Here is a 26,432-nt window from a genome sequence, read left to right on the forward strand (position 1 = left end):
CGCGAAAGCGGTAGATCATTCAACATCTCTGTTGGATGATACTCCGTCTTCGCGAGCAGGCTCGCTCCCACAGGGATTTGTATCAGGCCTCCAGACCGAGGATGTCCCGCGCCACGGCTTCCGCAATCCGAATCCCGTCGACACCCGCCGACAGAATTCCTCCCGCATAACCCGCGCCTTCACCCGCCGGGAACAAGCCCTTCACGTTCAGGCTCTGCAACGATTCGTTGCGGGTGATCCGCAGTGGCGACGAGGTGCGGGTCTCGATCCCGGTCAACACCGCATCGTGCAGTGAGTAACCGCGAATCTGCTTCTCGAACGCCGGCAAGGCTTCGCGAATGGCTTCGATGGCGAAGGCCGGCAAGGCCAGCGCCAGGTCACCCAGGGCAACGCCCGGCTTGTAGGACGGTTCAACGCTGCCCAGTTCGGTGGACGGCTTGCCGGCGATAAAGTCGCCGACCAGTTGCGCCGGTGCTTCGTAGTTGCTGCCGCCCAATACGTAGGCGTGGGACTCCAGGCGTTCCTGCAACTCGATACCCGCCAGCGGACCGCCCGGATAGTCAACCTCCGGGGTAATGCCGACGACAATGCCGGAGTTGGCGTTGCGTTCGTTACGCGAGTACTGGCTCATGCCGTTGGTGACCACGCGGTTCGGCTCGGACGTCGCCGCCACCACGGTACCGCCCGGGCACATGCAGAAGCTGTAGACCGAGCGACCGTTTTTGGCGTGATGCACCAGCTTGTAATCGGCGGCACCCAGTTTCGGGTGACCGGCGTACTTGCCCAGGCGCGCGCGGTCGATCAGCGACTGCGGGTGCTCGATACGGAAACCCACCGAGAACGGTTTGGCCTCCATGTACACGCCACGACCGTGGAGCATGCGGAAGGTGTCCCTGGCGCTGTGGCCGAGGGCCAGGATCACGTGTTTCGAATGGATTTGCTCGCCGCCGTGAAGTTCGACGCCGACCAGTTGCCCGTCTTCGATCAGTACGTCGGTGACCCGCTGCTGGAAGCGCACTTCACCGCCGAGGGCGCGGATCTCTTCACGCATGTTTTCCACGACACCGGTCAGGCGGAACGTACCGATGTGCGGTTTGCTGACGTAGAGGATTTCTTCCGGCGCACCGGCCTTGACGAACTCGTGCAGGACTTTGCGACCCAGGAATTTCGGGTCCTTGATCTGGCTGTAGAGCTTGCCGTCAGAGAATGTCCCCGCGCCGCCTTCGCCGAATTGCACGTTCGACTCGGGGTTGAGCACGCTTTTACGCCACAGGCCCCAGGTGTCCTTGGTGCGCTGGCGCACATCGGGGCCGCGTTCGAGGATGATCGGCTTGAAGCCCATTTGCGCCAGCAGCAGGCCGGCGAAAATGCCGCAGGGTCCGAAGCCAACGACGACCGGACGCGCGCCCAGGTCGGCCGGCGCCTGGCCGACCATTTTGTAGCTGACATCCGGCGCCACGTTGACGTTACGGTCATCGACGAACTTGTGCAGCACCGAGGCCTCGTCGCGAACGTTGAGGTCGATGGTGTAGATGAAGCACAGTTCGGAGGATTTTTTACGCGCATCGTAGCTGCGCTTGAACAGGGTGAAGTCGAGCAAGTCATCGCTGGCGATGCCCAGGCGCTGCACGATGGCAGGACGCAGGTCTTCATCGGGATGATCGATCGGCAACTTGAGTTCGGTGATTCGTAACATGGCGGGATCCGGTTCGCGGGGCGCATAACTGCGCCAGGGCGTTTGAAGCCGGCGATTATAAGCCGCAATGAACCGGTCCCGTGAGGCCTAAACGATCAGTCGTCGCGCGATCCGCCGAAATACCCGCAACCGCGTTGCACCTGGCCGTCGATTCGCAGTTCGGCAGTCATGTGCTGAATGCTGCCGGTGCTACTGTCGACGCAACGTTGCGGTGCGACCCACAGTTCGATGTGCTGATTGTTGGCTTCGGTGCTGAGATTGAAGCGGCCATCGCCCAGTTGCTCTTCGACGTAGGGCACCGCCAACGGCGGCTGGCCGGCGCGGTCGATGACCATGCCTTTGCCGCTGACTCTTAGGCTCCACTCGGGAGCATGGCCGGCAGCGCGCAGAATCAGCAGTTTGAAGTTGGGATCGTCACAGGCGTTGCCGGAGCGTTCGACGCGGTACAGCTGTTCGAGGTCGAGCTGCCCGTCACCGGAGCCGGAAACGATCCGCCCGCGCACATCGGCAAACAGTTTGCCCTGGGCATCGGCCAGGCTCGCGGCCTGTTGCAGGACGCTGGTACCCCCCGTGTCATTGACCGCATAACGACGTTGCTCGCCGCACGGCTGGAACAACAACTTGCCGTCGGCGGCGCTCAACTGGCCTTGCATGCGGGTCTGGCCGACATGGGAAGCGCTTTCACGCGCACCGTCGAACAACTGGCATGCGGCGAATAACGGAACCAGGGCAACAAGGACTAAGGAACGGGCAACGCGCATCTTGGGGTCTCCTGACAAGTGCCGCCACGTTACTCAGACTGACCGTTCATCACAACCCATGAGTGGGTTTGTCGTGGTTTCTGACGCCGTTCTAGAAACATTCGGCTTTACTTCAGGCAACAGAGCGAAAGGTATTTGGACGTAACCTTGTCGACTTTTTCGTTGCGGGAGGTGTTATGAGGGGATCAGGGAAACTTCTTTTTGTGGCATTGGGAATGATGGCGGCGCTGCCCTCTCTGGCGGCAGACATCGATTTTTCGTCCAGGTCGGACTTTACCGAAATGAGCCTGGAGCTCAAACGGGTCGATGATCCGAATCCGCAATCCATTGGGCTCAAGGTCACCCTGAGCCCTGAGGCGCAACGCCGTCTGGAGCAGGTGACGAGTCAGGAAATGCATCAGCGTTTGCGGCTGTCCATCAATGGCGTTCTGGTCTCGACCGCGACGATTCAATCGGTGATCAATGGTCCCGGTCTGGCGATATCCGTACCGCGCGCGGTAGCCGGCAAGCTGGTTCCTACACTGCTGGAACCCCCGGCATCCTGATGCGGCGCTGAGTCAGCGCCGCACCTTGGGGGTGTTCAGATGTGAAAGGTCTGGCCTGTCTGCAAGCCTTCGACACTTTTTGCGTAGGCCAATGCCACATCGGCTGCCGGAACCGGTTTGAAGCCACGGAAGTAGGGTGCGTATTTGCCCATGGCTTCGACCAGTACGTTGGGACTGATCGAATTCACCCGCATGCCGCGAGGCAATTCAATGGCCGCGGCACGAACGAAGCTGTCCAGTGCGCCGTTGACCAGCGCTGCCGAGGCACCGCTGAGGATAGGGTCGTGGCTGAGTACGCCAGTGGTGAAGGTAAAGGACGCGCCGTCATTGGCGTACTCGCGGCCGATCAGCAGCAGGTTGACCTGGCCCATCAACTTGTCTTTCAGGCCCAGGGCAAAACTCTCTTCGGTCATTTCAGCCAGTGGGGCGAAGGTCACGTTGCCGGCGGCGCAGATCAGCGCATCGAACTTGCCGGTCTGCTCGAACAGTTTGCGAATCGAAGCGCTGTCGCTGATGTCCACCCGGAAATCACCGCTATTGCGGCCGATGCGGACGATTTCGTGGCGTTGGGACAGTTCCTTGTCGATTGCCGAACCGATGGTGCCGCCTGCGCCGATCAAAAGAATCTTCATGTTGCCGTTCCTCCACGGGTTTGAATGTGGCTTCAGTTTAGTGTGGTTTTTTTCACTGATAAGCGCGCTAATAGGCAACCTTTGGTTTTCAAATGGAAACAATCCATGAGTGAAATGGATGATCTCGCGGCGTTCGCCGTGCTGGTCGAAGCGGGCAGTTTTACCTTGGCTGCGCAGCAACTCGGGTGCAGCAAGGGACAACTGTCCAAACGCATCAGCCAATTGGAAGCGCAGTTTTCCGTGGTGTTGCTGCAACGCACCACGCGGCGCTTGAGCCTGACGGCGGCCGGTGCTGCGCTGTTGCCACAGGCGCAAGCACTCGTAGTACAAGTGGAGAGGGCGCGTCAGGCTTTGGCGCGGCTGAAGGACGACATGGCCGGTCCGGTGCGTATGACTGTTCCGGTATCGCTGGGGGAAACCTTCTTCGATGGCTTGCTGCTGGAATTTTCGGCCAGGTACCCCGAGGTGCAAATCGAGTTGGAGCTCAATAACAGTTACCGAGAACTGTCCCGCGACGGTTTCGATCTGGCGATCCGCTCCGACGTAGCCAATGACCAGAGACTGGTGGCGCGCCCACTGTTGGCGTGGCACGAAATGACCTGCGCCAGCCCGGCCTATCTGGAGCAGTTCGGTGAACCGCAGACACCCCAGGCGTTGATCGAACACCGATGCCTGCTCAACAGCCATTATAGCGGTCGCGAAGAATGGCTCTATCACCAGCAACACGAATTGTTGCGGGTGCGGGTGTCCGGACCGTTTGCCAGCAACCATTACAGCTTGCTGAAGAAGGCTGCACTGGCCGGCGCCGGCATTGCCCGCTTACCGTCCTACCTGTTGCCGATGGAATTGGCTGACGGGCGTTTGCGTTGGCTCCTGCGTGATTATCAGACCCGGAGCATGCCCATGTACCTGGTGCATCCGTATCAGGGCGGGTTGCCGAAACGCACGCAGGTGCTGGCGGATTACTTGATGGGGTGGTTCAAGCGCAGTGGGGAGGCGCTGGATCGGCTGTAACTGTAAAACATGACACTGCACAAAACCTGTGGGAGCGAGCCTGCTCGCGAATCTGGATTGTCAGATACATCAATGTTGAACATCCCACCGCTTTCGCGAGCAGGCTCGCTCCCACAGGAGGGCTACGTCGTTGTTGCGATTGTGGCAGGCAAAAAAAACGGCCCGAAGGCCGTTTTTTTGTTTACCGCAAAGGCTTAGCCACCGAGGTACGCGTCACGTACTTTCGGATCGGTCAGCAGCGCTTCACCGGTGCCTGTCATCACCACCCGGCCGTTCTCCAGAACATAGGCGCGGTCAGCGATTTTCAGCGCCTGGTTGGCGTTCTGCTCGACCAGGAACACCGTTACACCGTCCTTGCGCAGTTGTTCGATGATGTCGAAGATCTGCTGGATGATGATCGGTGCCAGGCCCAGCGACGGCTCGTCGAGCAGCAGCAGCTTGGGCTTGCTCATCAGTGCACGACCGATGGCGAGCATTTGCTGTTCGCCGCCGGACATGGTGCCGCCGCGCTGGTTGAAGCGTTCTTTCAGGCGCGGGAAAAGTCCGAGGACTTTGTCCATCTGTTCCTGATAGTCGCCTTTCGCGGTGAAGAAACCGCCCATGGAGAGGTTTTCTTCCACGGTCAGACGGGCAAACACCCGACGACCTTCCGGGACCACGGCGATGCTTTTGCGCATGATCTGCGAGGAGTCCTGGCCAACCAGTTCCTCACCCATGTAGCGGATGCTGCCGCTGTGGGCCCGAGGCGAACCGCACAGGGTCATCAACAGCGTGGACTTGCCGGCACCGTTGGCGCCGATCAGGGTCACGATTTCGCCCTGGCGGACTTCGACGTTGACGCTGTGCAGCGCCTGGATCTTGCCATAGAAGGTGGAAACGTTTTCGAACTGCAGCATTTACGCTTCCCCCAGGTAGGCTTTGATCACTTCAGGATTGTCGCGGATCTGTTCCGGTGTACCGTCGGCCAGCGGCGTGCCCTGGTTGATCACGACGATGTGGTCGGAAATGCTCATGACCAGTTTCATGTCGTGCTCGATCAACAGCACGGTGACATTGTGTTCTTCGCGCAACACGCTGATCAGCGCCTTCAGGTCTTCGGTTTCCTTCGGGTTCAGGCCGGCGGCCGGTTCGTCGAGCATGAGGATCCGCGGGCGGGTCATCATGCAGCGGGCGATTTCCAGGCGTCGTTGCTGACCGTAGGCCAGGGTGCCGGCAGGGCGGTTGGCGAACTCCTTGAGGTGAACCTTTTCCAGCCAGTACTCGGCGTACTCCATGGCCTCGCGTTCGCTTCTGCGGAACGACGGGGTCTTGAACAGACCGGACAGGAAGTTGGTGTTCAGGTGACGGTGCTGGGCGATCAAGAGGTTCTCGACCGCGGTCATGTCCTTGAACAGCCGTACGTTCTGGAAGGTGCGCACCACGCCTTTGAGGGCGATCTTGTGGCCCGGCAGGCCTTCGATCGGCTCGCCGTCCAGCAGGATGCTGCCGCCGCTCGGCTTGTAGAAGCCGGTCAGGCAGTTGAACACGGTGGTCTTGCCGGCGCCGTTGGGGCCGATCAAGGCAACCACCTGTTTCTCTTTCACGCTCAAGGCGACGCCGTTGACCGCCAGCAAGCCGCCGAAGCGCATGCTCAGGTTTTCTACTTTAAGGATCTCGCGGCTCATTTGCGCAGCTCCATGTGAGGACGTTGCATGGGCAGCAGACCCTGAGGGCGCCAGATCATCATCAGTACCATCAAGGCACCGAACATCAACATGCGGTACTCACTGAACTCACGCATCATTTCCGGCAGCAGGATCATCACCACGGCCGCGAGCACCACGCCCAGTTGCGAGCCCATGCCGCCCAGGACAACGATGGCCAGAATGGTCGCCGACTCGATGAAGGTGAAGGATTCCGGTGTCACCAGACCCTGACGCGCGGCGAAGAAGCTGCCGGCGAAACCGGCGAAGCACGCACCCAGGGTGAAGGCCGAAAGCTTGATGATCGTCGGGTTCAGACCCAGCGCACGGCAGGCGATTTCATCTTCACGCAGCGCTTCCCAGGCCCGACCCAGGGGCATGCGCAGCAAGCGGTTGATGACAAACAGCGCGAACAAGGCCAGGAACAAGGCCACCAGGTAAAGGAAAATCACCTTGTTGATCGAGTTGTATTCCAGGCCGAAGTACTCGTGGAACGTCTGCAGGCCTTCGGCGGCTTTACGTTCGAAGGTCAGGCCGAAGAACGTCGGTTTCTCGATGTTGCTGATGCCGTTCGGACCGCCCGTGAGGCCGGTCAGGTTGCGCAGGAACAGACGGATGATCTCACCGAAGCCCAGGGTCACGATCGCCAGGTAGTCGCCACGCAGGCGCAGGACCGGGAAGCCGAGCAGGAAGCCGAAAGTGGCCGCCATCAGGCCGGCGATCGGCAGGCAGATCCAGAAGCTCAGGCCGTAGTAATGCGACAGCAACGCATAACTGTAGGCGCCGACGGCATAGAAGCCGACATAACCGAGGTCGAGCAGACCGGCCAGACCGACCACGATGTTCAGGCCCAGGCCGAGCATCACGTAGATCAGTACCAGTGTGGCGATATCCACCGCACCACGGGAGCCGAAGAACGGCCAGACCAGCGCACCGATGATCAACGCAATGATGATCCAGCGCTGGGTGGTTGGCAGGGTCAGGAAGTTACTGGCCTTGGCCGGCATGACCGGCAGGTTGGGCGAGGATTTCCAGGCCGCGCTGATCTGCTGGTCGAACAGCACACGCAGGAACATCAGCACCGAGCACACGGCGATGGTGATCAACGTGGCGTCGCTGGTGCCATGGACTTCGAGGTTGATGCCGACGATGGTCAGCTTCAGACCCAATACCGGGTAGGCCACGGCCCACACCAGCAAGGCGCTGAACAACGCCTGTTTAAGATTCCTAGTCATACTTTCTCAACCTCCGGACGGCCCAGCAGGCCGGTTGGCCGGAACAACAACACCAGAACCAGCAGGCCGAACGCCACGACGTCCTTGTACTGGTCGCCGAAGATATCGGCACCGAAGGCTTCCGCCACCCCAAGCACGATCCCGCCGAGCATGGCGCCCGGAATGCTGCCGATACCGCCCAGTACCGCTGCGGTGAAGGCCTTGAGGCCGACCAGGAAACCGGCGTTCGGGTTGATCACGCCGTATTGCATGCTCAGCAGCACGGCCGCGATGGCCGCCAGGGCGGCACCGATGACGAAGGTCAGGGCGATGATGTTGTTGGTGTTGATACCCAGCAGGTTGGCCATCTTGATGTCTTCGGCACAGGCGCGGCAGGCACGACCCAGGCGAGAGCGGGAGATGAACAGCGTCAGGCCGAGCATGGCGACCAGGGTCACCACGAACACCACGATTTGCATGTAGGAAATCAGCACTTCATGTGCGCCACCTGGCCCGATGGCAAAGTTGCCCGGGATCAGGTTGGGAATGGATTTGTCCTTGGAGTCTTGCGCCAACAGAACCGTGTTCTGCAGGAAGATCGACATACCGATGGCAGAAATCAGCGGAATCAGACGGTTGCTGCCGCGCAAGGGGCGGTAGGCAATCCGTTCGATGCTGTAGCCGTAGGCACTGGTGACGACGATAGTCGCCAGGAAAGCGGCGGTCATCAACAGCGGAACACTGTCGAGTCCCAGCATGGCCAGCCCGGCGATGGCGATGAACGCCACGTAGGAGCCGATCATGTACACCTCGCCGTGGGCGAAGTTGATCATTCCAATGATGCCGTAAACCATCGTATAGCCGATGGCGATCAGGGCATACGTGCTGCCAATGGTCAGACCATTAACCAGCTGTTGGAAGAAGTGATAGATGTCAGGCATTACAGCGCTCCTAAAAACCTGATACGCATTTCACTGGTGGAGTCATTTTCCCGCCCGAGCCCCGTGGATCTGCACCCACTTCGAATTCGGGGTTTGCCAGCGAACCGCTGATGACGGTTTTGAGATTTTCAGGTGGGGAGACTAGCGGATCACGCCAGCGCGGCCCAATACGTTCGTAAAACAAAGCCCACGGCACGCCGTGGGCTTTATTGGCAGTCAGTCAGGCAGCGCCTTACTGAGGCGAAGCTTCAGTTTTTGGTTTGCCGAAGTGCCACTCGTAAACCACAAACTTGAAGTCTTTCAGGTCGCCCTTGGCGTCGAAGCTCAGGTCGCCAGTCGGGGTCTTGAAGGTGCCTTTGTGGATGGCTTCAGCCACTTTGGCGGCGTCTTCGGACTTGGCAGCCTTGATGCCTTCGGCGATCACTTCCACAGCCGAGTAGGCCGGGAACACGAACGGACCGCTCGGGTCTTCTTTCTTGGCTTTGAAGTCTTCAGCCAGTTTCTGGTTGGCCGGATCCTGGTCGAAGGATTTCGGCAGGGTCACCAGCAGGCCTTCGGAAGCGTCCTTGGCGATCTGCGAAATGGAGTCGTTACCCACGCCTTCCGGACCCATGAACTTGGCTTTCAGGCCTTTTTCCTGGGATTGACGCAGGATCAGGCCCAGCTCCGGGTGGTAGCCGCCGTAGTAGACGAAGTCGACGTTGGCTTGCTTGAGTTTGGAGATCATGGAAGAGAAGTCTTTGTCGCCGGCGTTGATGCCTTCGAACACGGCAACCTTGACGCCTTTGCCTTCCAGGGTTTTCTTCACGGCGGTGGCGATGCCTTCACCGTATTGCTGTTTGTCGTGCAGGACAGCAACGATTTTCGGTTTTACGTGATCGGCAATGTAGTTACCGGCGGCAGGGCCCTGGGCGCTGTCCAGGCCGATGGTGCGGAACACCATTTTGTAACCACGGTTGGTGATGTCCGGGCTGGTGGCAGCCGGGGTGATCATCACGACGCCTTCGTCTTCGTAGATGTCCGAAGCCGGTTGGGTGGAGCTGGAGCACAGGTGACCGACCACGAATTTCACGCCGTCGTTGACGACTTTGTTCGCGACCGCTACCGCTTGTTTAGGATCACAGGCGTCATCGTATTCAACGGCTTCGAGTTTCTTGCCGTCTACGCCGCCTTTGGCGTTGATCTGTTCGATGGCCATTTTGGCGCCACTGAACTGCATGTCGCCGTATTGGGCTACAGGGCCGGTTTTAGGGCCGGCGATGCCGATCTTGATGGTGTCAGCTGCGAACGAATGGCTGGCAACCCCGGCCAGAACCATAGCGGCAAACAGTTTGGAAATCTGCTTAGTAGCCTTAGTCATAGTGCTCCACTCTTACTGTTGTAGTTTTTATAGTCCTGGCGCCGTCGGCAGCAGAACCGGGTCAGTATCTACGACATCCCCCGGAAAAGCCCCTCGGCAACTGTACCGGTACAGTGTAGAGCGCCGATTGTCAGCCTGGGAAGCTGGCGCCGGGGGACAAAACTTGGGCGTGTCGCTTTTTTGAAAGAAAAAGACAGAATTGCGGCGGGGGTTTGACGGGCGTATAGCCAGTTTCCGTGCATTCCTTGGCTTTCCTGCTCTTTTCGTTCAGTGACTCAAATTGCATCTGGGTTTTTCTGCCGGACCACCGACGTTATCATTGCGTCGATTTCTTTTCCGGACCGTACCCATGATTGAAGAACCTAGCACCCTCTATGCCAAGCTGCTTGGTGAAACCGCATCTATTACCTGGAAAGAATTGGAACCGTTCTTTGCCAAGGGTGCCCTATTGTGGGTCGACCCTGGCCTGGATTTGATCGCCGCGGCCGAGGCAATGGCTACGGACGATGGCGAGAAAGTGGCTGCCTGGTTGGCTGCCGACAAGGTCGCCAAGCTGTCTGAAACGCGGGCGCTGGATCTTTTCGAACGTGATCCGCAGCTGTGGGCCGTGGTGGTTTCGCCGTGGATCATGATCCAGGAAAGAGCAAAGCCTTGAATGCGTGCACCTGTCTGGTGCGCGTCGCTACCGAGCAAAAGTGTGTAGGCGAGTAGCGTGATGGCAGGTTGCCGTAGAGAAAGGCCACAGCCTCACGGTGACGTAAACGTAACGGGAACAGTTGAGTGAGCGGTCGGAGGGCTGCTCAATTGTTTCTGGATATTGGGATTCGCGGCAAATTCAGTGCCGCCTTCGCGAGCTGGCTCGCTCCCACAAGGTTCAGTGATGACCCTGTGGGAGCGAGTCTGCTCGCGAATGGAGCGACGCGGTTTAGAAGGTTTTGCCCGTATGGTTATTCAGCGAAATAACCTTGGTCTTGCCAATGCGGTGACGGTAGATCTCGCGCAGGTACTTGATCGCTTTCTTCACGCAATCCCGGGACAGGCGAATGTCGTTGATCGAGACGAACTTGTCCTTGTCGTTGATCAGCTCGCGGTATTTCTTCTCGTACATCGGTTTGATCGCATACCAGTTGGTATCGAGGATCTTCGCCGGGTTTTCGAACTCGTTGAGCAAGTCGTCGATGCGCTCTTCGTCGAAATCTTCATTGATGATGAAGTCCAGCATCGAGTTGTCCAGGGTTTCGTCGAAGCGGTACGGGCTGCGGGCGAAGCAACGCTTGATGAAGGCCACGATCAGCGTCAGGAAGTCGTCCGACAGGCACGGGCTCTTGGCGATCAGGGTGGTCAGCGACAGGTTGGCCGAGGCGCCGATCACCAGCGCATAACGCTTGAGCGTGGTGTTGGGGAACAGGTTGTTGAGGTGGGTCTTCAACCGGTTCAGGTCCATGTAGGACAGCTTGTAGTCCTTCGGCAGGGAAACGATCGACACCACCGACGAACAGTTCTTGAAGAAGTGCAGGTCGTGCAAAGCTGCGGCGTCGTAGCCGGAATTCTTGTACTGCTCCAGCGACGCGCGATAGCGCTTGGACTCGATCGGCAGCAGGCTGATGCCTTCGATGGCCTGTGTGACTTTGTTGAAATGCGGCAGGTCGATGGAGCGGAAGAACAGATCGTCGATGTTCAGGCGCTGCGGCTCTTTCTCGAACACCTTGAACTTGTCGTTGGTCGGCGCCGGGCTTTCCGGGACCACGGACTCGGCGTAGGCGATCGCCACAGGGCCGGCCAGGCTCATGAACAGGTCGTTGGCATCAAGGCGAATGGTTTCGCCGATGTCGATGCCGGCGCGCCGGAAATAGTTCTGGTCGTAGTCGGTCGTTACCGCTTGCGCTGTCAGAATGTTGAAAATCTGCTGCGAGATGTATTGGTTGGCGTGCTTTTCCATGGCATTGACATCAATGTTCTGGATGTTGCCATCGTCGCTTTCTTCGGCGTAACGCATGATGTCGTTGGAGATCAGCATCATTGCGTTCCAGGGGCGGATTCGGCCCATGACGCTGGCTTCGCTGCTGTCTTCGTTGGCGAAGTTGTAGGAGAAGTCCCACTCTTCCGACAGGTATTTGCACAGCAGGCGACCGGCGTTGATATGCAACGCTTCGGACATTTCACTGCGATGATCGGAAATGTTCGGCAGGACGCAGATACCGCTGGTGAAAATCGGCTCGAAAACGAAGGAGTGACCGCTCTTGCCGTCGTGCTCGTCCATCGGCTTGGTGTCGAACGTCTTGTTCATGTACGAGTGCTGCTGGGCCAGGCCGAACTCCGAGGCCATGCCCGAGCCGGTACCGCCACCGGCGCTGAAGATCGAGAAGTACAGGCGTGATTGATTGGCCTTGATGCCGCAGCTGTCGATCAGGTACGAGTGAATCATCTTCCAGTCAGGGCTGGAAAAACGCTGGGTGTCCTTGTTCAGGATAATCTTGGCCAGGTATTGGCCAAGAATCGGCGCGTTACCGGCACCACCGGCGTGGACTTCCGACAAGTCCATGATTTTCATTTTGCTGTAGTCGCGCAGGAACCCGCTTTTTTCACCCTTGCGCGAGAAGCGGATTCGACCGGCGATGTCTTTGTCCAGGTCGCCGAGCATCACCAGCGGTTCGACCAGGAACACCGGTTTGGTGGCCTTGTTCGGCATCAGGCGCAGATTGTTGCGAATCCACTGTGCCGGGCTGTAGCCTTTTTCGGCATAGCGTTTATCCGGCGACAGGCGGTCTTCGCTGTTGAATTCGTTGAGGTAGAACTTGCGGGCGTTGTACACCAGTTCCGCGACATCCAGCGCGATGTTCGAACCGCAGCGACCCAGGCCGATCAGGCATACCGACGGGAATTCCTGGTCGTTATGCTGCTCGTTGTCGCCTTCCAGGTGCGGTGGGCGCGGGAACACCATGTCACGCAGGCCGTCGAGATTGTCGAGGATACGGTCGGTGTTGGTTTCGGTGTAATACAGGTATTGCTGGGTCGCCAGCGGACGTGACGGGAGTAATGGCTTCGACGCTATAGGGGCAGGGCTGTTCGCCGCAGGGCTCAAGGTCAGGTCGGATACCGCGGTGGCCGGATTATTTTTGGAAGTCATTATTCGCCATCTACCTGGGCTTGTTAGTCGGGCGACGCGCTGTCGTCGAACCGTCACGGAATGAGAAATCGCGTCTTTTATCAGCGCGTATTTGTCCCAAGCGTCAGAGCCGTGGCCTGAACATCGCTCGGGGGAATCCTTTCCTGAGTCATGATGAATCGGCCAATATTCGACGATCTTTAATCAAGAAGAGGCAAAATGATGTCAGCGCTACCTTCGTTGGGGTTTGCCGGAATCGGTCTGATGGGGTTGCCGATGTGCCGGCGCCTGCTGGCGGCGGGTTATCCGCTGACGGTGTGGAACCGTAATCCGGACAAGTGCACACCACTGGTCGAGGCCGGTGCCCGCCAGGTCGCCACGCCGGCAGAGTTGTGCCAGCACGCCGACGTCGTGATGTTGTGCCTGGCGGACACCTCGGTGGTGCGTACAGTGGTGTTTGGCCCTGCCGGGGTGGTCGAAGGCGCGAAAAATGGCCAGTTGCTGGTGGATTTCTCCAGTCTGGAGCCGACCGCAACCCGGGAAATGGCGGCGGAGCTCGTCAGTAAAACCGGCATGGGTTGGCTCGACGCCCCGGTGTCCGGTGGTGTGGTCGGCGCCGAGGCCGGCAGCCTGGCGATCATGGTCGGTGGCGACGCGGAAAATCTCGAACGCATCAGACCTGTGTTGTTGAGCCTGGGTCAGCGGGTGACGCACATGGGGGCGGTTGGAGCGGGGCAGGTGACCAAGGCCTGCAATCAGATGATCGTGGCGTGCAACGCCTTGGTGATTGCCGAAGTGGTGGCGCTGGCGGAGCGTTCCGGCGTCGATGCGAGCCTGATTGCCGAGGCGCTGGCCGGAGGCTTTGCCGATTCGAAACCCTTGCAGATTCTCGCCCCGCAAATGGCCGAAAGCCGCTTCGAACCGGTGAAATGGCACGTGCGGACCTTGCTCAAGGATCTGGACACAGCGGTGAAGTTTTCCCGCGAGCAGGGTTCGGCGACACCCATCAGTGGCCTGGCGGCACAGCTGATGCGGTTGCATGGCGGGCAGGGGTTCCTGGAAAAGGATCCTTCTACATTAGTGCAGATGTACCGTGAACCAGACTCAAGGACGTAAGCGTATAGGTGTGTTTGCGCTGGTTGATTTCATTCAGCACCGGAAGTAGTTCAACCAGCGGCACCGGGCGACTGAGCAGGTAACCCTGAACGAAGTCGCAGCCATGGCATTCGAGGAACTGGTATTGCTCGAAGGTTTCGACGCCTTCGGTAACCACCTCAAGATGCAGGGTGTGGGCCATGGCGATAATCGCCTGGACGATCTCCATGTCCTGGGTCGACTTGGGGATGTCCTGTATGAATGAACGGTCGATTTTCAACGTGTTGAGCGGCAAGCGCTTGAGGTAGGCCAGGGACGAATAACCGGTGCCGAAATCATCGATCGACAGCGACACGCCCAAGGCGCGAATCTGTCGCAGCTGTACCAGGGTGTCGGCAATATTGCCCATCAGCGCATTCTCGGTCACCTCCAGCTCCAGCCGTTGCGGTGCGACCCCGGTGCTGCGCAATGCCTGTTCGATTTGACCGGCCAGCTCTTCGCGCGCCAGGCTCAGGGGCGAGCAGTTCACGGCGATCTTCAGGGCTTCGCATCCCTGGTGCGACAACTCGGCGAGGTCTATACAGGCCTTGCGCAGCACCCAGTTGTCCAGTTCGGTGATCAGGCCATTGGCCTCGGCAATGGGGATGAAACGGTCCGGTGCGAGGAATCCGTGGACCGGGTGTTGCCAGCGAATCAACGCTTCAAGCTTGCTGACCTCCCCGGTTTTCAGGTCGTAGATCGGCTGGTAATAGAGCATCAGGCCCGTGTCTTCGCGCAGGGCGTTGCGCAATTCTTCCTCCAGTTGCAGTTCCAGCGTGGCGCGGGCCTTGAGGTTGGCGCTGAAGAAGTTCAGGCCGTTGCGGCCGCTACCCTTGGATTGGTACAGCGCCAGGTCGGCGTTTTTCAGCAGCTCATCGCAGGTCTTGCCGTCATCGGGAAACAGGCTGATGCCGATACTGGTGGTCATGACCATGCGCCGCCCGGCCAGCTCGATGGGCTCCTTCATTTTTTGCATGATGCGCTGCGCCATGTGCCGCGCTTCTTCGCGATCATTGAGGTTGATGAGCATGCAGAATTCGTCGCCACCGAAGCGTGCCACCACATCTTCGTGACTGCGCACCGAGCCTTTGATATGGCTGGCCAGCACCTTGAGCAATTCGTCGCCCGCGTCGTGGCCGAGGCTGTCGTTGATGCGCTTGAAATGATCGATGTCGAGAAACAGCACGGCGAGCATGCCGCCTGCATGGGTTTTCTCGATGAGTTTCTCGGCGAAGAGCTGATTGAAACCGCGGCGGTTGGTCAGGTTGGTCAGGGGGTCAAAGTGCGCCACCTGTTGCAGCGACATGCGCGCCTGATCCAGCTGGCTGAGCAGTGAATTGACCCGTTGCAGGTCATGCTCCTTATGTTGCAGTTTCTTGTCCGCCAACGCCGCACTGATGCAGCTGCCAATGATCAGCAGTGTCATCACCGCGACCGTCAGGCCCAGTTGCAGGTGATTGTTTTCCCCGGGCTGGGTCAGGAGGCTACCGCTTGGCAACACCAGATTGAAGGCCGCCATGCCGGTGAAATGCATGCTGATGATGCCTGTCCCGAGTACCAGGCTGGCGCCGTACTTGAGCAGCTGATGGAACATGCCGACGCCGTTGCGCAAGTAGCTCGCCAGCAGCAATGCCGCCAGGCTGGCGGCAATCGCCACCAGGATAGAGAGGGCGAACATGGTCGGTTGGTAGTAGACCATTGCCTGTGAGCGCAGGGCGGACATACCCACGTAATGCATGGTGGCGATGCCCAGGCCGATCCAGATCGACGCCTTGAGGCATTGCCAGAAATTCAAGGCAGGACGACTGAGTGTATGCATCGCCAGCCATGAAGTGAGCAGGGCGATCAGGAGGGAGACAAGGGTGATGGGCAACAGGTAATGCACGTTGACTGGCGCCTGGAAGGCCAGCATGCCGATGAAGTGCATGGCCCAGATCCCGCCGGCCAGGCACCCGGCACCGACCCAGCGCCAGAGTCGTCGGGAAGCGGCATTTTCCGCATGCGCGACCCGTTCGGCCAAGTCTAGCGTGGCGAAGCTGCCGGCACAGGCGACCAGATATGCCAGTAGCACCAGAAAAGGGTCATGTATGCAATTGAGTATGACCTGCCCGCTCTCTGGCAGCTCGGTAATGAAATGCAGACCAAGCCACTCCATAGCATGCCCCATGTTGTATTCCTGGCCGACGCAAGCCGCGTCGACGAATGTCCTGAAGTATAGAGGGCATGCAGGGAGCGCAAGACGTAGTGGCACATTGGTGTCAATGATTTCGGCATTAAGTTAATCGCGATTAGTGCTAAGCATCAGGCGATTTGCTTCTCAGGCATCTGGAATGCGGGCTCCAGCGCCGCCAGGCCGAACGCCGCCCGGGCTGCGTCGCAATCGGGGTTGGGCTGGCCATCGGTCCAGGACGCTTCGAATTCCCGGCAGGTGCTCGAGCGTTTTTCGTAGATCGAGCATTGCACCCTACTGCCTACGTCCCCTGCCAGACTGACGCAGCGTACGGGTTTGCACTCGGTGCCCAGCATGGCGACGCGGCTGGGGCTGATCTGTGCGACAAGCTCATCGGGCACTGTCCCTCCGGACGAAGCGCATTCACCCCAAAAAAATGACACGCGAAAATGAGAACAGCAGGCACCGCAATTCAGGCACGGACTGGCATCGGACATGGGTATTTATCTTAGGAGGGGTGGGGAACGCTGAGGGCAGACAAGGCCGCTATTCTAGGCTTCGCCAGCGGCTTGGAAAGGGGGGGCGAAAAGTATTTTTCAAGGGATGGCAGTGCGGTGAAAACATTCCCCTCGGGCCAATGAACATTGAGCCTCGCCGGTGGGCGGGGGCGGCGCTTGTGCGCTGTTTTGCCATGGGCTGGTATCAGCCTTGCGAATGATGACAGACAGCTGTGGCGGGCCTGTCTAGATTGCTGTTACCGGGGACAGTGACGCCCCAATAACAATAAAAGAGACGGACCCATGCAGAACTCGACCCAAGCGGCGAATGCCTGGCGCATTCTGTTCCTGCTGTTCCTGGCCAACCTGTTCAACTTTTTCGACCGCACCATCCCGGCCATCATCATCGAACCGATCCGGATGGAATGGCATCTCAGCGATTTTCAGCTGGGCATCATCGGCACTGCATTCACTATTGTCTACGCGATCGCCGGCCTGCCCCTGGGGCGGATGGCCGACACCGGTTCGCGCAGCAAACTGATGGGCTGGGGCCTGGCGGTGTGGAGCGGGCTGACCGCGGTCAATGGCATGGTCGGCAGTTTCTGGAGCTTTCTGCTCGTGCGCATGGGCATCGGCATCGGTGAAGCCAGCTATGCGCCCGCCGCCAACTCGCTGATCGGCGACTTGTTTCCGGCGCATCGCCGGGCGCGGGCCATGGGGATTTTCATGCTCGGGCTGCCGTTGGGGCTGTTGCTGGCGTTCTTTACCATCGGAGCGATGGTCAAGGCGTTCGACAGCTGGCGCGCGCCGTTCTTTATCGCCGCGGTGCCGGGGTTGATCCTGGCGATCTTCATGTTCTACATCAAGGAACCCAAACGCGGTGCCGCGGAAAGCGTGCAGGTGTCGCAGGAGAAAGTTGACCGTCCGATCCGCCGTGTCCTCGCAGTGCCGACCTTCCTGTGGCTGGTGCTGGCCGGGCTGTGCTTCAACTTCGCCACCTATGCCTGTAACTCGTTTCTGGTGCCGATGCTGCAGCGCTATTTCCTGATGCCATTGCAGGAAGCGGCGGTGGCGACCGGGGTCATCGTCGGTGTAACCGGCCTGGTAGGACTGACCCTGGGTGGCTGGATCGCAGACAAGATCCACCAGCGGGTTGCCAATGGTCGTCTGTTGTTCGCCGCGTTCAGTCTGATTATTTCCACCCTCTGCACGGCATGGGCGCTGCATTCGGGGCGGATTGAAATCGGCATCTTTGTAGCGGTGTTCAGTCTGGGCTGGCTGTTTGCCTATAACTTCTACACCTGCGTTTACACGGCGATCCAGGACGTGGTCGAGCCGCGTCTGCGAGCGACGGCCATGGCATTGTTCTTCGCCGGGTTGTATCTGCTGGGCGGTGGGCTGGGGCCGGTGGTGGTCGGTGCCTTGTCCGATCACTTTGCGCATACGGCCATGCTGTCGGCTGGAGCCGAACAGATGACCGAGGCATTCAAGGCGGTCGGCCTGCATGATGCGATGTACCTGATACCGGTGGCGTTGTTTTTCACCATGGTGTTTCTGGTGTTGGCATCGCGGTGTTTTGTACGCGATGCCAAGCGGATGAAGGATGGGTTGGTGGCGGTGGTTGAGCCTGAGGGTGCTGCGGCGACTGCGTAATCGCCATCGCGAGCAGGCTCGCTCCCACATTTGGAATGCATTCCCCTGTAGGAGCGAGCCTGCTCGCGAAGAGGCCATCAACAGCAACCACAAAACTCAAGCAAACAAAAAGGCCCGCATCGCTGCGGGCCTTCTTGTTTATCGGTGGAGCAGGGGGGCTTAACCCGCCACCAACACCCGGATCGCTTCCAGCCGCAGCGCAGCCTTGTCGAGCATGGCCAGGCCTTGTTCGCGCTGTTTACGCAGGGCAACCAGTTCGCTGTCGCGTACGGTCGGGTTGACCGCTTGCAACGCGGTCAGGCGCGCCAGTTCTTCGTCGGTATCGGCTGCCAGGCGACGTTGCGCCTCGGCCACGCGTTCGGCATGGCGCGGATAGATCTTGTCTTCGCCGGCGTTGATCCGTGGCGTCAACTGATCGCGCTGGGCCTGGATAAACTTGTTGGCGCTGGCGCGGGGAACGCTTTCCAGTTGATCGTTCAGGGTTTCGAACGACACCCGGGCCGACAGGTCATTGCCATTGGCATCGAGCAGGCAGCGCAGGGCGGCAGGCGGCAGGTAACGCCCCAATTGCAGCGAGCGTGGCGCGACCACTTCGCTGACGTAGAGCAGTTCGAGCAACACGGTGCCGGGTTTCAGTGCCTTGTTCTTGATCAACGCCACCGCGGTGTTGCCCATGGAACCGGACAACACCAGGTCCATGCCGCCCTGCACCATCGGGTGTTCCCAGGTGATGAACTGCATGTCTTCGCGCGACAGCGCCTGGTTGCGGTCGTAGGTGATGGTCACGCCTTCGTCATCGCCCAGCGGGAAGCTGGCATCGAGCATTTTTTCGCTCGGCTTGAGGATCAGGGCGTTTTCCGAATGGTCCTCGCTGTCGATGCCGAAAGCGTCGAACAGGGTTTCCATGTAGATCGGCAGGGCGAACTGGTCGTCCTGCTCGAGAATCGCTTCAACCAGTGCTTCGCCTTCGCCAGCACCGCCGGAATTGAGCTCCAGCAAGCGGTCGCGGCCGGTGTGCAGTTCGGCTTCCAGACGCTCGCGCTCGGTACGGGCTTCGTCGATCAGTGTTTGCCATTCTGCATCGTCGGCCTCTTCCAGCAGCGGCAACAGGCGCGGGCCGAACTGATGCTGCAAGGCGTTGCCGGTCGGGCAGGTATTGAGGAACGCATTGAGCGCCTCGTGGTACCACTGGAACAGGCGCTCTTGCGGGCTGGTTTCCAGATACGGGACGTGCAGTTCGATGATGTGTTTCTGGCCGATCCGGTCCAGACGACCGATACGCTGTTCCAGCAGGTCCGGGTGGGACGGCAGGTCGAACAGTACCAGGTGATGGGAGAACTGGAAGTTGCGGCCTTCACTGCCGATTTCCGAGCAGATCAGCACTTGCGCGCCAAACTCTTCGTCGGCGAAGTAGGCGGCGGCACGGTCGCGTTCGAGGATGTTCATGCCCTCGTGGAACACCGTGGCCGGGATGCCGGAACGCACACGCAGGGCGTCTTCCAGGTCCATGGCGGTTTCAGCGTGGGCGCAGATCACCAGCACTTTGGTGCGCTTGAGCATTTTCAACTGGTCGATCAGCCATTCGACGCGCGGGTCGAATTTCCACCAGCGCTCTTCTTCGCTGGCGTCCGGCTGGGCCTGGAAGCTGACCTCCGGGTACAGCTCGGCGTGATCGCCCAACGGCAGTTCGAGGTATTCGTCCGGGCACGGCAACGGGTAGGGGTGCAGTTTGCGTTCCGGGAAACCCTGCACAGCGGCACGGGTATTACGGAACAACACGCGACCGGTGCCGTGGCGGTCGAGCAGTTCGCGCACCAGGCGGGCGCTGGCTTCGGTGTCGCCATCGTTGACCGCTTCCAGCAAGGCTTCGCCTTCGTTGCCGAGGAAACCGTGGATGGTCTTGTGCGCTTGCGGCGACAAACGTCCCTGGTCCAGCAGTTCCTGAACGGCTTCGGCCACCGGGCGATAGTTTTCGCTCTCGGCGCGGAATGCGTGCAGGTCATGGAAACGGTTTGGGTCGAGCAGGCGCAGACGGGCGAAGTGACTGTCCTGGCCCAGTTGTTCCGGGGTTGCGGTCAACAACAGCACGCCGGGAATGGTTTCGGCGAGTTGCTCGACCAGCGAGTATTCAGGGCTGACCTGATCTTCGTGCCACACCAGGTGGTGCGCTTCGTCGACCACCAACAAGTCCCAGCCAGCGGCGAACAGCGCGTCCTGGGCCTTCTCGTCGTCCACCAGCCATTCCAGTGCAACCAGCGCGAGCTGGGTGTCTTCGAACGGGTTGGAGGCATCGCTTTCGATGAAGCGTTCTTCGTCGAACAGCGCGACCTGCAAGTTAAAGCGGCGGCGCATCTCCACCAGCCACTGGTGCTGAAGGTTTTCCGGCACCAGGATCAGCACGCGATTGGCGCGACCCGAGAGCAGTTGGCGATGGATCACCAGGCCGGCTTCGATGGTTTTACCCAGACCCACTTCGTCCGCCAGCAGAACCCGTGGCGCGATGCGGTCGGCGACTTCACGGGCGATGTGCAATTGGTGCGCGATCGGTTGCGCACGCACGCCACCCAGGCCCCACAGCGAGGACTGCAACTGGCGACTGGTGTGTTCAAGGGTGTGGTAACGCAGGGAGAACCAGGCCAGCGGGTCGATCTGGCCGGCGAACAGACGGTCGCTCGCCAGGCGGAACTGGATAAAGTTCGACAGTTGGGTTTCCGGCAGGGTGACCACTTCGTTCTGGGCGTTGAGGCCGTGGTAAACCAGCAGGCCATCCATGTCGTCGACTTCGCGGACGGTCAGTTTCCAGCCTTCGAAGTGCGTGATGGTGTCACCCGGCGAAAACCGCACGCGAGTGAGGGGCGCATTTCGCAGCGCGTACTGGCGGGTGTCGCCAGTGGCCGGGTAGAGCACGGTCAACAAGCGGCCGTCCTGTGCCAGAACGGTGCCTAAACCCAGCTCGGCTTCGCTGTCACTGATCCAGCGTTGCCCCGGTTGATACTGCTGCGCCATGCTGCCTGACTCCCACCTTGAAAAAGCGGGCTATCTTAACGGAATGAGGGCTTCAGGGCCAAAGGACTCTCAGAAAAACTCTCGGGTTTACGTTAGCCCACTTACGCACGCTGCGTGGGCTACGGCACCACCGAGTGCCAATCGGGTCACAGTTTGCGACCGATGGCTCAAGTCACCCTCCCGGCGGCCGACAGCCTGCTCACAGGAGACCCATAAATATGCTGCCACCGATGCTTCCCTTGAGCGCCGTGCCAATCACTTCCCAGCACGACCCGGTCCGCCCACGTCCGGACATCGCGCCTGTGGTGCCAATGCAGGAAAGCTCCAGTGACAGCACCATCGACCTGAAACACCGCAACCCCGAAGAAGCAGCCTTGTTGTTGCGCGAGGAGCAGCGCCGGCAGCAGGAGCGCGAGCGTCGCCGCCGTGAAGCCGACGATGATCCCGAAGCGTATCTGGCAATTCCCGGTGATGACCTCAATGCCGACAACACCGTGCCGGTGGCACCGTTGATGGAAGATCAGCCGCGCCAGGGGTTGTGGGTCGATATCGAGATTTGAGGTCGCGACTGGTCAGCGCCGTCGCCAGACCGCATTATTGGTGCATCCCTGCCGAATGATGCGGCAGATGACCAACATTCCAAGCGATGCACTGAACGCCATGAGCCAAGACGACAAGCTGATCGACCTCAACGCCGAACGCGCCAAGCGCGTCCATGACCTCAACGACAAGCGCCTGAATGAAATGCGCCAGGCGTTCGAACAGGCCATGCCCCTGGGTAAAGCGAAGAAAAACCCGAAAGCCAAATCGAAGAACAAGCCGAAAAAACGTTGACCCCCGCATCGGTTGATGCGGGTCAGTTTTTCCCCTCCTTATAGGCCCGGCCCCGGGCAACATTGATCCCGGTCAATATTCTCTCCTGCCCGATTGGTTACCTTAACTCCATCGCAGCAAGGCAACTGCAGGAGAGGCGTCATGTTTTTCGACAACGTGGTGATCGCCGGAGTGCTGACTGTCAGCCTCATGTTGGTGTTTTTTGCAGGGTTCGGATTTTTTATCTGGAAGGATTCGCACAAGCGGAGAAAACCGTAGGTCTTTCTTGATGCAATGAGCACGCAAGGCATTTTGGGCAACTTCGGTTGCCCTTTTTTTTGCCTGCGAAATTCTATCGGTAAACACGTAACCCTGTAGGAGCGAGCCTGCTCGCGATAGCGGTGGGACAGTCAACATTGATGCTGTATGTGATGGCCTCATCGCGAGCAGGCTCGCTCCTACAGTGATTTGTGGTGTAGCGAAGATTCGGCAATAAAAAAGGCGCGGTCCTCACGGAACGCGCCTTTTTCATTCAGCAGCGTATCAGCTACCCAGTGCCTTCGAAGCCAGCCAGAACAGGCCCGCCGACAGGGCGACCGTGGCTGGCAGGGTCAGCACCCAGGCCAGCAGGATGGTCTTGACGGTGCCGCCTTGCAGGCCGCTTTTGTTGGCGACCATGGTCCCGGCAACACCCGAGGACAGTACATGGGTGGTGGAAACCGGTAGGCTGAAGACGTTGGCCAGGCCGATCAGGCTGGCGGTGGTGATCTGTGCCGACATACCCTGGGAGTAGGTCATGCCTTGCTTGCCGATCTTCTCGCCGATGGTCAGTACCACGCGTTTCCAACCCACCATGGTGCCCAGGCCCAGCGCCAGTGCAACTGCCAGAATCACCCAGAAAGGCGCGTACTCGGTGGTGGTGGTCAGATCCTTGCGCAGCTTGTCCAGGTCGGCCTTTTCACGGGCGGCCAGGAATGGCAATTTGCTGACCTTCTTCGCGGTATCGTCCAGGCACAGCAGGTAGCGGCGTACTTCGATACGGCTTTCCGACGACAGCGAGTGGTAGTCCGCAACGCCTTTCAGGGTACCGAGCAAGGCATCGATGGTCGGTTCGGTCTGTTGCGGGTTGCAGCGGAATTTCTCCGGCAGATCGCCTTCCACGCTTTTACCCAGGGCCAGGAACTCGCCCAGGGAATCGGCATTGCGCTTGTAGAACTGGCTCAAGTGCAAGGTGGCGTCACGGGTACGCTCGATCTGGTAGGTGGTGCTGCTCAGGTCGAGCACGAACTGTGCAGGCACGATACCGATCAGCACCAGCATGATCAGGCCGATACCTTTCTGACCGTCGTTGGAACCGTGCACGAAGCTGACGGCCATGGCCGAGATCACCAATACCAGGCGGTTCCAGAACGGAGGGTGCTTCTTGTCGTCGATCTTGCGACGCTGTTCCGGCGTCTTGTGCATCTTTGACAGCGGACGCCACCATTTGAGGCCGATCAGTATCAGCGCGGCGATCAGGAAACCTGCCATGGGCGAGAACACCAGCGAAGCACCGATATCGATCGCCTTCTGCCAGTTCACGCCGTCAGCCAACGGAATATCGTTGATCAGGGCGTTGGCCAGGCCTACGCCGAGGATCGAACCGATCAGCGTGTGGGAGCTGGAGGCGGGGATACCGAAGTACCAGGTGCCCAGGTTCCAGGTGATGGCTGCGGCGAGCAACGAGAACACCATCGCCAGGCCATGGCCGGTATTCACGTTGATCAGCAGTTCTACCGGCAGCAGGTGGACAATGGCATACGCCACGCCAACGCCGCCCAGCAATACACCGAGGAAATTGAACACACCGGAAAAAAACACGGCCAGATGAGGCGGCATTGCTTTGGTGTAGATAACAGTGGCTACCGCGTTAGCGGTGTCATGAAATCCATTGATGAACTCGAAGGCGAGGACAAAAGCCAGGGCGAGCAAGAGGCTCACAAGCACCCAAGCATCCAGTCCGCTGAATAAATCGATCATGAAGGTTTTCTGACCCGGTCATAAGGGGGCGCGATTATGCCAGAAAAGACTATCAATCGATGCACTAGCTGCTCATCGGTAACATTCTTCAATGAAATATTTTGCAGCCACGCCCGCAGCCCCGGCGATTTTTCGGGGTTTGCAAGTCATTGAATTTCTTGGGAACGCAGTCGCCACAAGGGTTTCACTCACTTGGGGGAGCGATTGGACCGCTTGTGTGAAATTTCTGAAAGGGAGGTCAGATGTGAGCCTTTTACCCTGTCAGATGGACAAAGTAGCCGCTGCCCGCTCGTAGCGGGCGCAGAAGACTACATCAATACACCCCGCTTTTAACGGGTGTAAATGCAGACCCCGAAAGGCTTCAAGCCGAGGTGCTCATGGCTCTTCGGCCTTGAGTTCCTTTTCCATTTTTTCCAGTTCCTGCTTGAAAACCTGATCCTGAACGGTGGCGCGTTTACGCCAGGGTTTGCGTTCCGGTTCGGGCTGGGCGGCGTAGGTGGTGACTTCCCCGCCGTAAACTTCCTTGTAGCGTTGTTCCTGGCGCTCAAGTTCCGCGCGCAGTTCGTCTTTCGTCACAGTGCTACCTGATTGAGTTGAGATGAATTCTGGTGAAACGCGCTGCGTTCAATGTATTGATCACGCTCGTCGGAAGGACAAGGCCCAGGCAGGCATTGTTTTTACGGCAGGGGCAATCAGTACATCCATGTTGCAGGCGGCCACGGCACCAGAGATAAATAGCTGACGTAGCATCAGATTCCTGTTTCGGCGAGCGCGTTGGCGATGCAGATGCAGTCAGCGTCGGACGCTTGCCGGGGACGGTGGCGATGGAACATCACAGCACCGGGTAGCGGGATCGGCGAACAACAAATCGCCTGGCTACTGAATTGCATTATAGCGAGCGATTCACAGAACACTATCGCCAAAGAGTTAAAAGTGGATCTTGGCGTGTGATTGTTTTGTTGCCCGCAACTTCAATGGCAACTAGCGCGCTGGCGGATGTCACAGTGCAACGATGCCTTTCTGGCGCCATTAAGTCGGAACAACTTGGGAGGCAACTACGTCCACCTTTAACACCGCATTCCAGTCTGCTCGAAAGTATATAAGGAAGGTCGCGTATTTCGGCCAGTGGGCAGGCGGGATGTGGAGGAGGTCGATTGCGATTATCGGTCGATGGTTCGATAATCGCCCGATCTTGGTTGGCCGGGGTTGTTTGCCGGACCCATGCCGCTTGTAATAGTCGCTGATCCGTTTGGGAAAGGACCATATATGAACGATCAACTGCGCAATTCCTTCGCTTCAGTGGCACCGCCGATCGTCGCTTCGCCAGCCAAGCGGATTCAGGCCCTGACCGGTGACCCGGACTTCATGACCTCGCTGGCCCGTGGGCTGGCTGTGGTGCAAGCGTTTCAGGAGCGCAAGCGACACCTCACCATTGCCCAGATCAGTCACCGCACGGAAATTCCCCGCGCCGCTGTCAGACGTTGCCTGCATACCCTGATCAAACTCGGCTACGCCACCACCGACGGTCGTACCTATTCATTGCTGCCCAAGGTGCTGACCCTCGGCCATGCCTATGTATCCTCGACCCCGCTGGCCGTTTCTGCCCAGCCGTACCTGGACCGTATGAGCGAGCAACTGCATGAGGCCTGCAACATGGCCACCCTGGAAGGCGATGACATTCTCTATATCGCCCGCTCGGCGACAACCCAGCGTCTGATTTCGGTGGACCTCTCGGTGGGCGGGCGCTTGCCGGCGTATTGCACGTCGATGGGCAGGATTCTGCTGGCTGCCCTGGATGACACTTCGCTGGGTGAATACCTCGATCACGCCGACCTGCAAGCCAAGACCAGTCGCACTATCCATACCCCTGAAGCGTTGCTCGAATGCCTGCAGGAAGTGCGTAAACAAGGTTGGTGCATCGTCGATCAGGAACTCGAACAGGGCCTGCGTTCGATTGCCGTACCGGTGTACGACGCTTCCGGTCAGGTGGTCGCGGCACTCAACGTCAGTACCCATGCGGGGCGAGTCAGTCGTAACGAACTTGAACAGCGTTTCCTTCCTGGTTTGTTAAGTGCCAGCCGCGACCTCAGCGCGCAGCTGTTTGCCTAAGCTGTTCGATAATCGCACGGAGTCGCGTCGGGTGAATTGACGCTGTTTGCTGCGGATTATTACTGTCGCGGCTGCGCCAG

General features: G+C 59.2%; 23 protein-coding genes. 9 read left to right on the top strand and 14 right to left on the bottom strand.

Going from position 1 to position 26,432, the window contains the following annotated elements; translation table 11 throughout:
• Positions 1-82: 82 nt before the first annotated feature.
• Positions 83-1,696 carry an NAD(P)/FAD-dependent oxidoreductase gene (locus BJ917_RS13705; protein WP_121103624.1) on the bottom strand — a complete coding sequence of 538 codons (1,614 nt, stop codon included), beginning with the start codon at positions 1,694-1,696 and terminating at the stop codon, positions 83-85.
• A gap of 95 nt (positions 1,697-1,791) precedes the next feature.
• Entirely contained in the window at positions 1,792-2,457 is a 666-nt protein-coding gene (locus BJ917_RS13710; protein ID WP_121103625.1) for a COG3650 family protein, read from the bottom strand.
• A 215-nt stretch (positions 2,458-2,672) separates the two neighbouring features.
• Here BJ917_RS13710 and BJ917_RS13715 point away from each other — a divergent pair, with 215 nt between their 5' ends.
• The gene (locus BJ917_RS13715) at positions 2,673-3,002 is read left to right on the top strand and encodes a hypothetical protein (RefSeq protein ID WP_254007501.1); all 330 of its coding nucleotides are present in this window, start codon (positions 2,673-2,675) and stop codon (positions 3,000-3,002) included.
• A 35-nt stretch (positions 3,003-3,037) separates the two neighbouring features.
• On the opposite strand, the gene BJ917_RS13720 is transcribed toward BJ917_RS13715, so the two are convergent.
• Positions 3,038-3,634, bottom strand: coding sequence for a short chain dehydrogenase (locus BJ917_RS13720; protein ID WP_121103626.1), 597 nt, complete (start codon positions 3,632-3,634; stop codon positions 3,038-3,040).
• Between the two features lie 105 nt (positions 3,635-3,739).
• On the opposite strand from BJ917_RS13720, the gene BJ917_RS13725 reads away from it, so the two are divergent.
• The gene (locus tag BJ917_RS13725) at positions 3,740-4,648 is read left to right on the top strand and encodes a LysR family transcriptional regulator (RefSeq protein ID WP_121103627.1); all 909 of its coding nucleotides are present in this window, start codon (positions 3,740-3,742) and stop codon (positions 4,646-4,648) included.
• Positions 4,649-4,842: 194 nt separating this feature from the next.
• Here BJ917_RS13725 and BJ917_RS13730 read toward each other — a convergent pair whose 3' ends face one another.
• The 5 genes from BJ917_RS13730 to BJ917_RS13750 form a co-directional block, all read right to left on the bottom strand.
• A complete protein-coding gene (locus tag BJ917_RS13730) occupies positions 4,843-5,544 on the bottom strand; it encodes an ABC transporter ATP-binding protein (RefSeq protein ID WP_096513087.1) in 702 nt (233 codons plus the stop codon).
• Positions 5,545-6,312 (bottom strand): high-affinity branched-chain amino acid ABC transporter ATP-binding protein LivG, encoded by a 768-nt coding sequence (gene livG, locus BJ917_RS13735; RefSeq protein WP_096513086.1) that lies wholly within the window; start codon positions 6,310-6,312, stop codon positions 5,545-5,547. It lies immediately after the preceding gene.
• Positions 6,309-7,565, bottom strand: a complete 1,257-nt coding sequence (locus tag BJ917_RS13740) for a high-affinity branched-chain amino acid ABC transporter permease LivM (RefSeq protein ID WP_096513085.1) — start codon at positions 7,563-7,565, stop codon at positions 6,309-6,311. The genes livG and BJ917_RS13740 overlap by 4 nt, the downstream gene beginning before the upstream one ends.
• Complete coding sequence (gene livH, locus BJ917_RS13745) at positions 7,562-8,485, bottom strand: high-affinity branched-chain amino acid ABC transporter permease LivH (RefSeq protein WP_084321765.1); 924 nt, start codon at positions 8,483-8,485, stop codon at positions 7,562-7,564. The genes BJ917_RS13740 and livH overlap by 4 nt, the downstream gene beginning before the upstream one ends.
• Positions 8,486-8,717: 232 nt before the next feature.
• Positions 8,718-9,845 carry a branched-chain amino acid ABC transporter substrate-binding protein gene (locus BJ917_RS13750; RefSeq protein WP_096513084.1) on the bottom strand — a complete coding sequence of 376 codons (1,128 nt, stop codon included), beginning with the start codon at positions 9,843-9,845 and terminating at the stop codon, positions 8,718-8,720.
• Positions 9,846-10,194: 349 nt separating this feature from the next.
• Between BJ917_RS13750 and BJ917_RS13755 the strand changes: the two genes are divergently transcribed.
• On the top strand, positions 10,195-10,500 hold the full coding sequence (locus tag BJ917_RS13755; protein WP_096513083.1) for a DUF2288 domain-containing protein: 306 nt from the start codon (positions 10,195-10,197) through the stop codon (positions 10,498-10,500).
• A gap of 270 nt (positions 10,501-10,770) precedes the next feature.
• On the opposite strand, the gene BJ917_RS13760 is transcribed toward BJ917_RS13755, so the two are convergent.
• Complete coding sequence (locus BJ917_RS13760; protein WP_096513082.1) at positions 10,771-12,972, bottom strand: hypothetical protein; 2,202 nt, start codon at positions 12,970-12,972, stop codon at positions 10,771-10,773.
• 198 nt (positions 12,973-13,170) lie between these two features.
• Here BJ917_RS13760 and BJ917_RS13765 point away from each other — a divergent pair, with 198 nt between their 5' ends.
• Positions 13,171-14,067 carry an NAD(P)-dependent oxidoreductase gene (locus tag BJ917_RS13765; protein WP_096513081.1) on the top strand — a complete coding sequence of 299 codons (897 nt, stop codon included), beginning with the start codon at positions 13,171-13,173 and terminating at the stop codon, positions 14,065-14,067.
• Here the strand turns inward: BJ917_RS13765 and BJ917_RS13770 are convergent.
• Positions 14,024-16,240: a bifunctional diguanylate cyclase/phosphodiesterase gene (locus tag BJ917_RS13770; RefSeq protein WP_305955485.1), complete on the bottom strand. Its 2,217-nt coding sequence runs from the start codon at positions 16,238-16,240 to the stop codon at positions 14,024-14,026. The genes BJ917_RS13765 and BJ917_RS13770 overlap by 44 nt on opposite strands.
• Positions 16,241-16,386: 146 nt before the next feature.
• On the bottom strand, positions 16,387-16,752 hold the full coding sequence (locus BJ917_RS13775; RefSeq protein ID WP_096513079.1) for a YkgJ family cysteine cluster protein: 366 nt from the start codon (positions 16,750-16,752) through the stop codon (positions 16,387-16,389).
• A 303-nt stretch (positions 16,753-17,055) separates the two neighbouring features.
• On the opposite strand from BJ917_RS13775, the gene BJ917_RS13780 reads away from it, so the two are divergent.
• Positions 17,056-18,405 carry an MFS transporter gene (locus BJ917_RS13780; protein WP_121103629.1) on the top strand — a complete coding sequence of 450 codons (1,350 nt, stop codon included), beginning with the start codon at positions 17,056-17,058 and terminating at the stop codon, positions 18,403-18,405.
• A 159-nt stretch (positions 18,406-18,564) separates the two neighbouring features.
• On the opposite strand, the gene rapA is transcribed toward BJ917_RS13780, so the two are convergent.
• Entirely contained in the window at positions 18,565-21,411 is a 2,847-nt protein-coding gene (gene rapA / locus BJ917_RS13785) for an RNA polymerase-associated protein RapA (RefSeq protein ID WP_096513077.1), read from the bottom strand.
• 218 nt (positions 21,412-21,629) lie between these two features.
• On the opposite strand from rapA, the gene BJ917_RS13790 reads away from it, so the two are divergent.
• The 3 genes from BJ917_RS13790 to ccoM all read left to right on the top strand — a co-directional run bounded on the left by BJ917_RS13790 (position 21,630) and on the right by ccoM (position 22,503).
• A complete protein-coding gene (locus BJ917_RS13790; protein WP_096513076.1) occupies positions 21,630-21,971 on the top strand; it encodes an aspartate-semialdehyde dehydrogenase in 342 nt (113 codons plus the stop codon).
• Between the two features lie 67 nt (positions 21,972-22,038).
• Positions 22,039-22,245: a hypothetical protein gene (locus BJ917_RS13795; RefSeq protein WP_121103630.1), complete on the top strand. Its 207-nt coding sequence runs from the start codon at positions 22,039-22,041 to the stop codon at positions 22,243-22,245.
• A gap of 141 nt (positions 22,246-22,386) precedes the next feature.
• A complete protein-coding gene (gene ccoM / locus BJ917_RS32540) occupies positions 22,387-22,503 on the top strand; it encodes a cytochrome c oxidase subunit CcoM (protein ID WP_281355032.1) in 117 nt (38 codons plus the stop codon).
• 264 nt (positions 22,504-22,767) lie between these two features.
• Here the strand turns inward: ccoM and BJ917_RS13800 are convergent, their stop codons facing one another.
• Both BJ917_RS13800 and BJ917_RS13805 read right to left on the bottom strand, forming a co-directional pair.
• On the bottom strand, positions 22,768-24,243 hold the full coding sequence (locus BJ917_RS13800; RefSeq protein ID WP_096513075.1) for an inorganic phosphate transporter: 1,476 nt from the start codon (positions 24,241-24,243) through the stop codon (positions 22,768-22,770).
• 375 nt (positions 24,244-24,618) lie between these two features.
• Positions 24,619-24,819 carry a hypothetical protein gene (locus tag BJ917_RS13805; protein WP_008056863.1) on the bottom strand — a complete coding sequence of 67 codons (201 nt, stop codon included), beginning with the start codon at positions 24,817-24,819 and terminating at the stop codon, positions 24,619-24,621.
• A 690-nt stretch (positions 24,820-25,509) separates the two neighbouring features.
• On the opposite strand from BJ917_RS13805, the gene pcaR reads away from it, so the two are divergent.
• Positions 25,510-26,352 (top strand): pca regulon transcriptional regulator PcaR, encoded by an 843-nt coding sequence (gene pcaR / locus BJ917_RS13810; RefSeq protein WP_096513074.1) that lies wholly within the window; start codon positions 25,510-25,512, stop codon positions 26,350-26,352.
• Positions 26,353-26,432 lie beyond the last annotated feature (80 nt).

The organism is Pseudomonas sp. WPR_5_2, assembly GCF_003634475.1.
Classification (GTDB): domain Bacteria; phylum Pseudomonadota; class Gammaproteobacteria; order Pseudomonadales; family Pseudomonadaceae; genus Aquipseudomonas; species Aquipseudomonas izuensis.

Excerpts from the sequence above, each read along its gene's own strand:
- ccoM (WP_281355032.1), top strand. The coding sequence starts at position 22,387 with ATGTTTTTCGACAACGTGGTGATCGCCGGAGTGCTGACTGTCAGCCTC.
- BJ917_RS13715 (WP_254007501.1), top strand. The coding sequence starts at position 2,673 with ATGATGGCGGCGCTGCCCTCTCTGGCGGCAGACATCGATTTTTCGTCC.
- BJ917_RS13725 (WP_121103627.1), top strand. The coding sequence starts at position 3,740 with ATGAGTGAAATGGATGATCTCGCGGCGTTCGCCGTGCTGGTCGAAGCG.
- rapA (WP_096513077.1), bottom strand. The coding sequence starts at position 21,411 with ATGGCGCAGCAGTATCAACCGGGGCAACGCTGGATCAGTGACAGCGAA.
- BJ917_RS13750 (WP_096513084.1), bottom strand. The coding sequence starts at position 9,845 with ATGACTAAGGCTACTAAGCAGATTTCCAAACTGTTTGCCGCTATGGTT.
- BJ917_RS13730 (WP_096513087.1), bottom strand. The coding sequence starts at position 5,544 with ATGCTGCAGTTCGAAAACGTTTCCACCTTCTATGGCAAGATCCAGGCG.
- BJ917_RS13780 (WP_121103629.1), top strand. The coding sequence starts at position 17,056 with ATGCAGAACTCGACCCAAGCGGCGAATGCCTGGCGCATTCTGTTCCTG.
- BJ917_RS13765 (WP_096513081.1), top strand. The coding sequence starts at position 13,171 with ATGATGTCAGCGCTACCTTCGTTGGGGTTTGCCGGAATCGGTCTGATG.
- BJ917_RS13720 (WP_121103626.1), bottom strand. The coding sequence starts at position 3,634 with ATGAAGATTCTTTTGATCGGCGCAGGCGGCACCATCGGTTCGGCAATC.
- BJ917_RS13790 (WP_096513076.1), top strand. The coding sequence starts at position 21,630 with ATGCTGCCACCGATGCTTCCCTTGAGCGCCGTGCCAATCACTTCCCAG.
- BJ917_RS13760 (WP_096513082.1), bottom strand. The coding sequence starts at position 12,972 with ATGACTTCCAAAAATAATCCGGCCACCGCGGTATCCGACCTGACCTTG.
- BJ917_RS13755 (WP_096513083.1), top strand. The coding sequence starts at position 10,195 with ATGATTGAAGAACCTAGCACCCTCTATGCCAAGCTGCTTGGTGAAACC.
- pcaR (WP_096513074.1), top strand. The coding sequence starts at position 25,510 with ATGAACGATCAACTGCGCAATTCCTTCGCTTCAGTGGCACCGCCGATC.
- BJ917_RS13795 (WP_121103630.1), top strand. The coding sequence starts at position 22,039 with ATGACCAACATTCCAAGCGATGCACTGAACGCCATGAGCCAAGACGAC.
- BJ917_RS13705 (WP_121103624.1), bottom strand. The coding sequence starts at position 1,696 with ATGTTACGAATCACCGAACTCAAGTTGCCGATCGATCATCCCGATGAA.
- BJ917_RS13770 (WP_305955485.1), bottom strand. The coding sequence starts at position 16,240 with ATGGAGTGGCTTGGTCTGCATTTCATTACCGAGCTGCCAGAGAGCGGG.
- BJ917_RS13775 (WP_096513079.1), bottom strand. The coding sequence starts at position 16,752 with ATGTCCGATGCCAGTCCGTGCCTGAATTGCGGTGCCTGCTGTTCTCAT.
- livH (WP_084321765.1), bottom strand. The coding sequence starts at position 8,485 with ATGCCTGACATCTATCACTTCTTCCAACAGCTGGTTAATGGTCTGACC.
- BJ917_RS13710 (WP_121103625.1), bottom strand. The coding sequence starts at position 2,457 with ATGCGCGTTGCCCGTTCCTTAGTCCTTGTTGCCCTGGTTCCGTTATTC.
- livG (WP_096513086.1), bottom strand. The coding sequence starts at position 6,312 with ATGAGCCGCGAGATCCTTAAAGTAGAAAACCTGAGCATGCGCTTCGGC.
- BJ917_RS13740 (WP_096513085.1), bottom strand. The coding sequence starts at position 7,565 with ATGACTAGGAATCTTAAACAGGCGTTGTTCAGCGCCTTGCTGGTGTGG.
- BJ917_RS13800 (WP_096513075.1), bottom strand. The coding sequence starts at position 24,243 with ATGATCGATTTATTCAGCGGACTGGATGCTTGGGTGCTTGTGAGCCTC.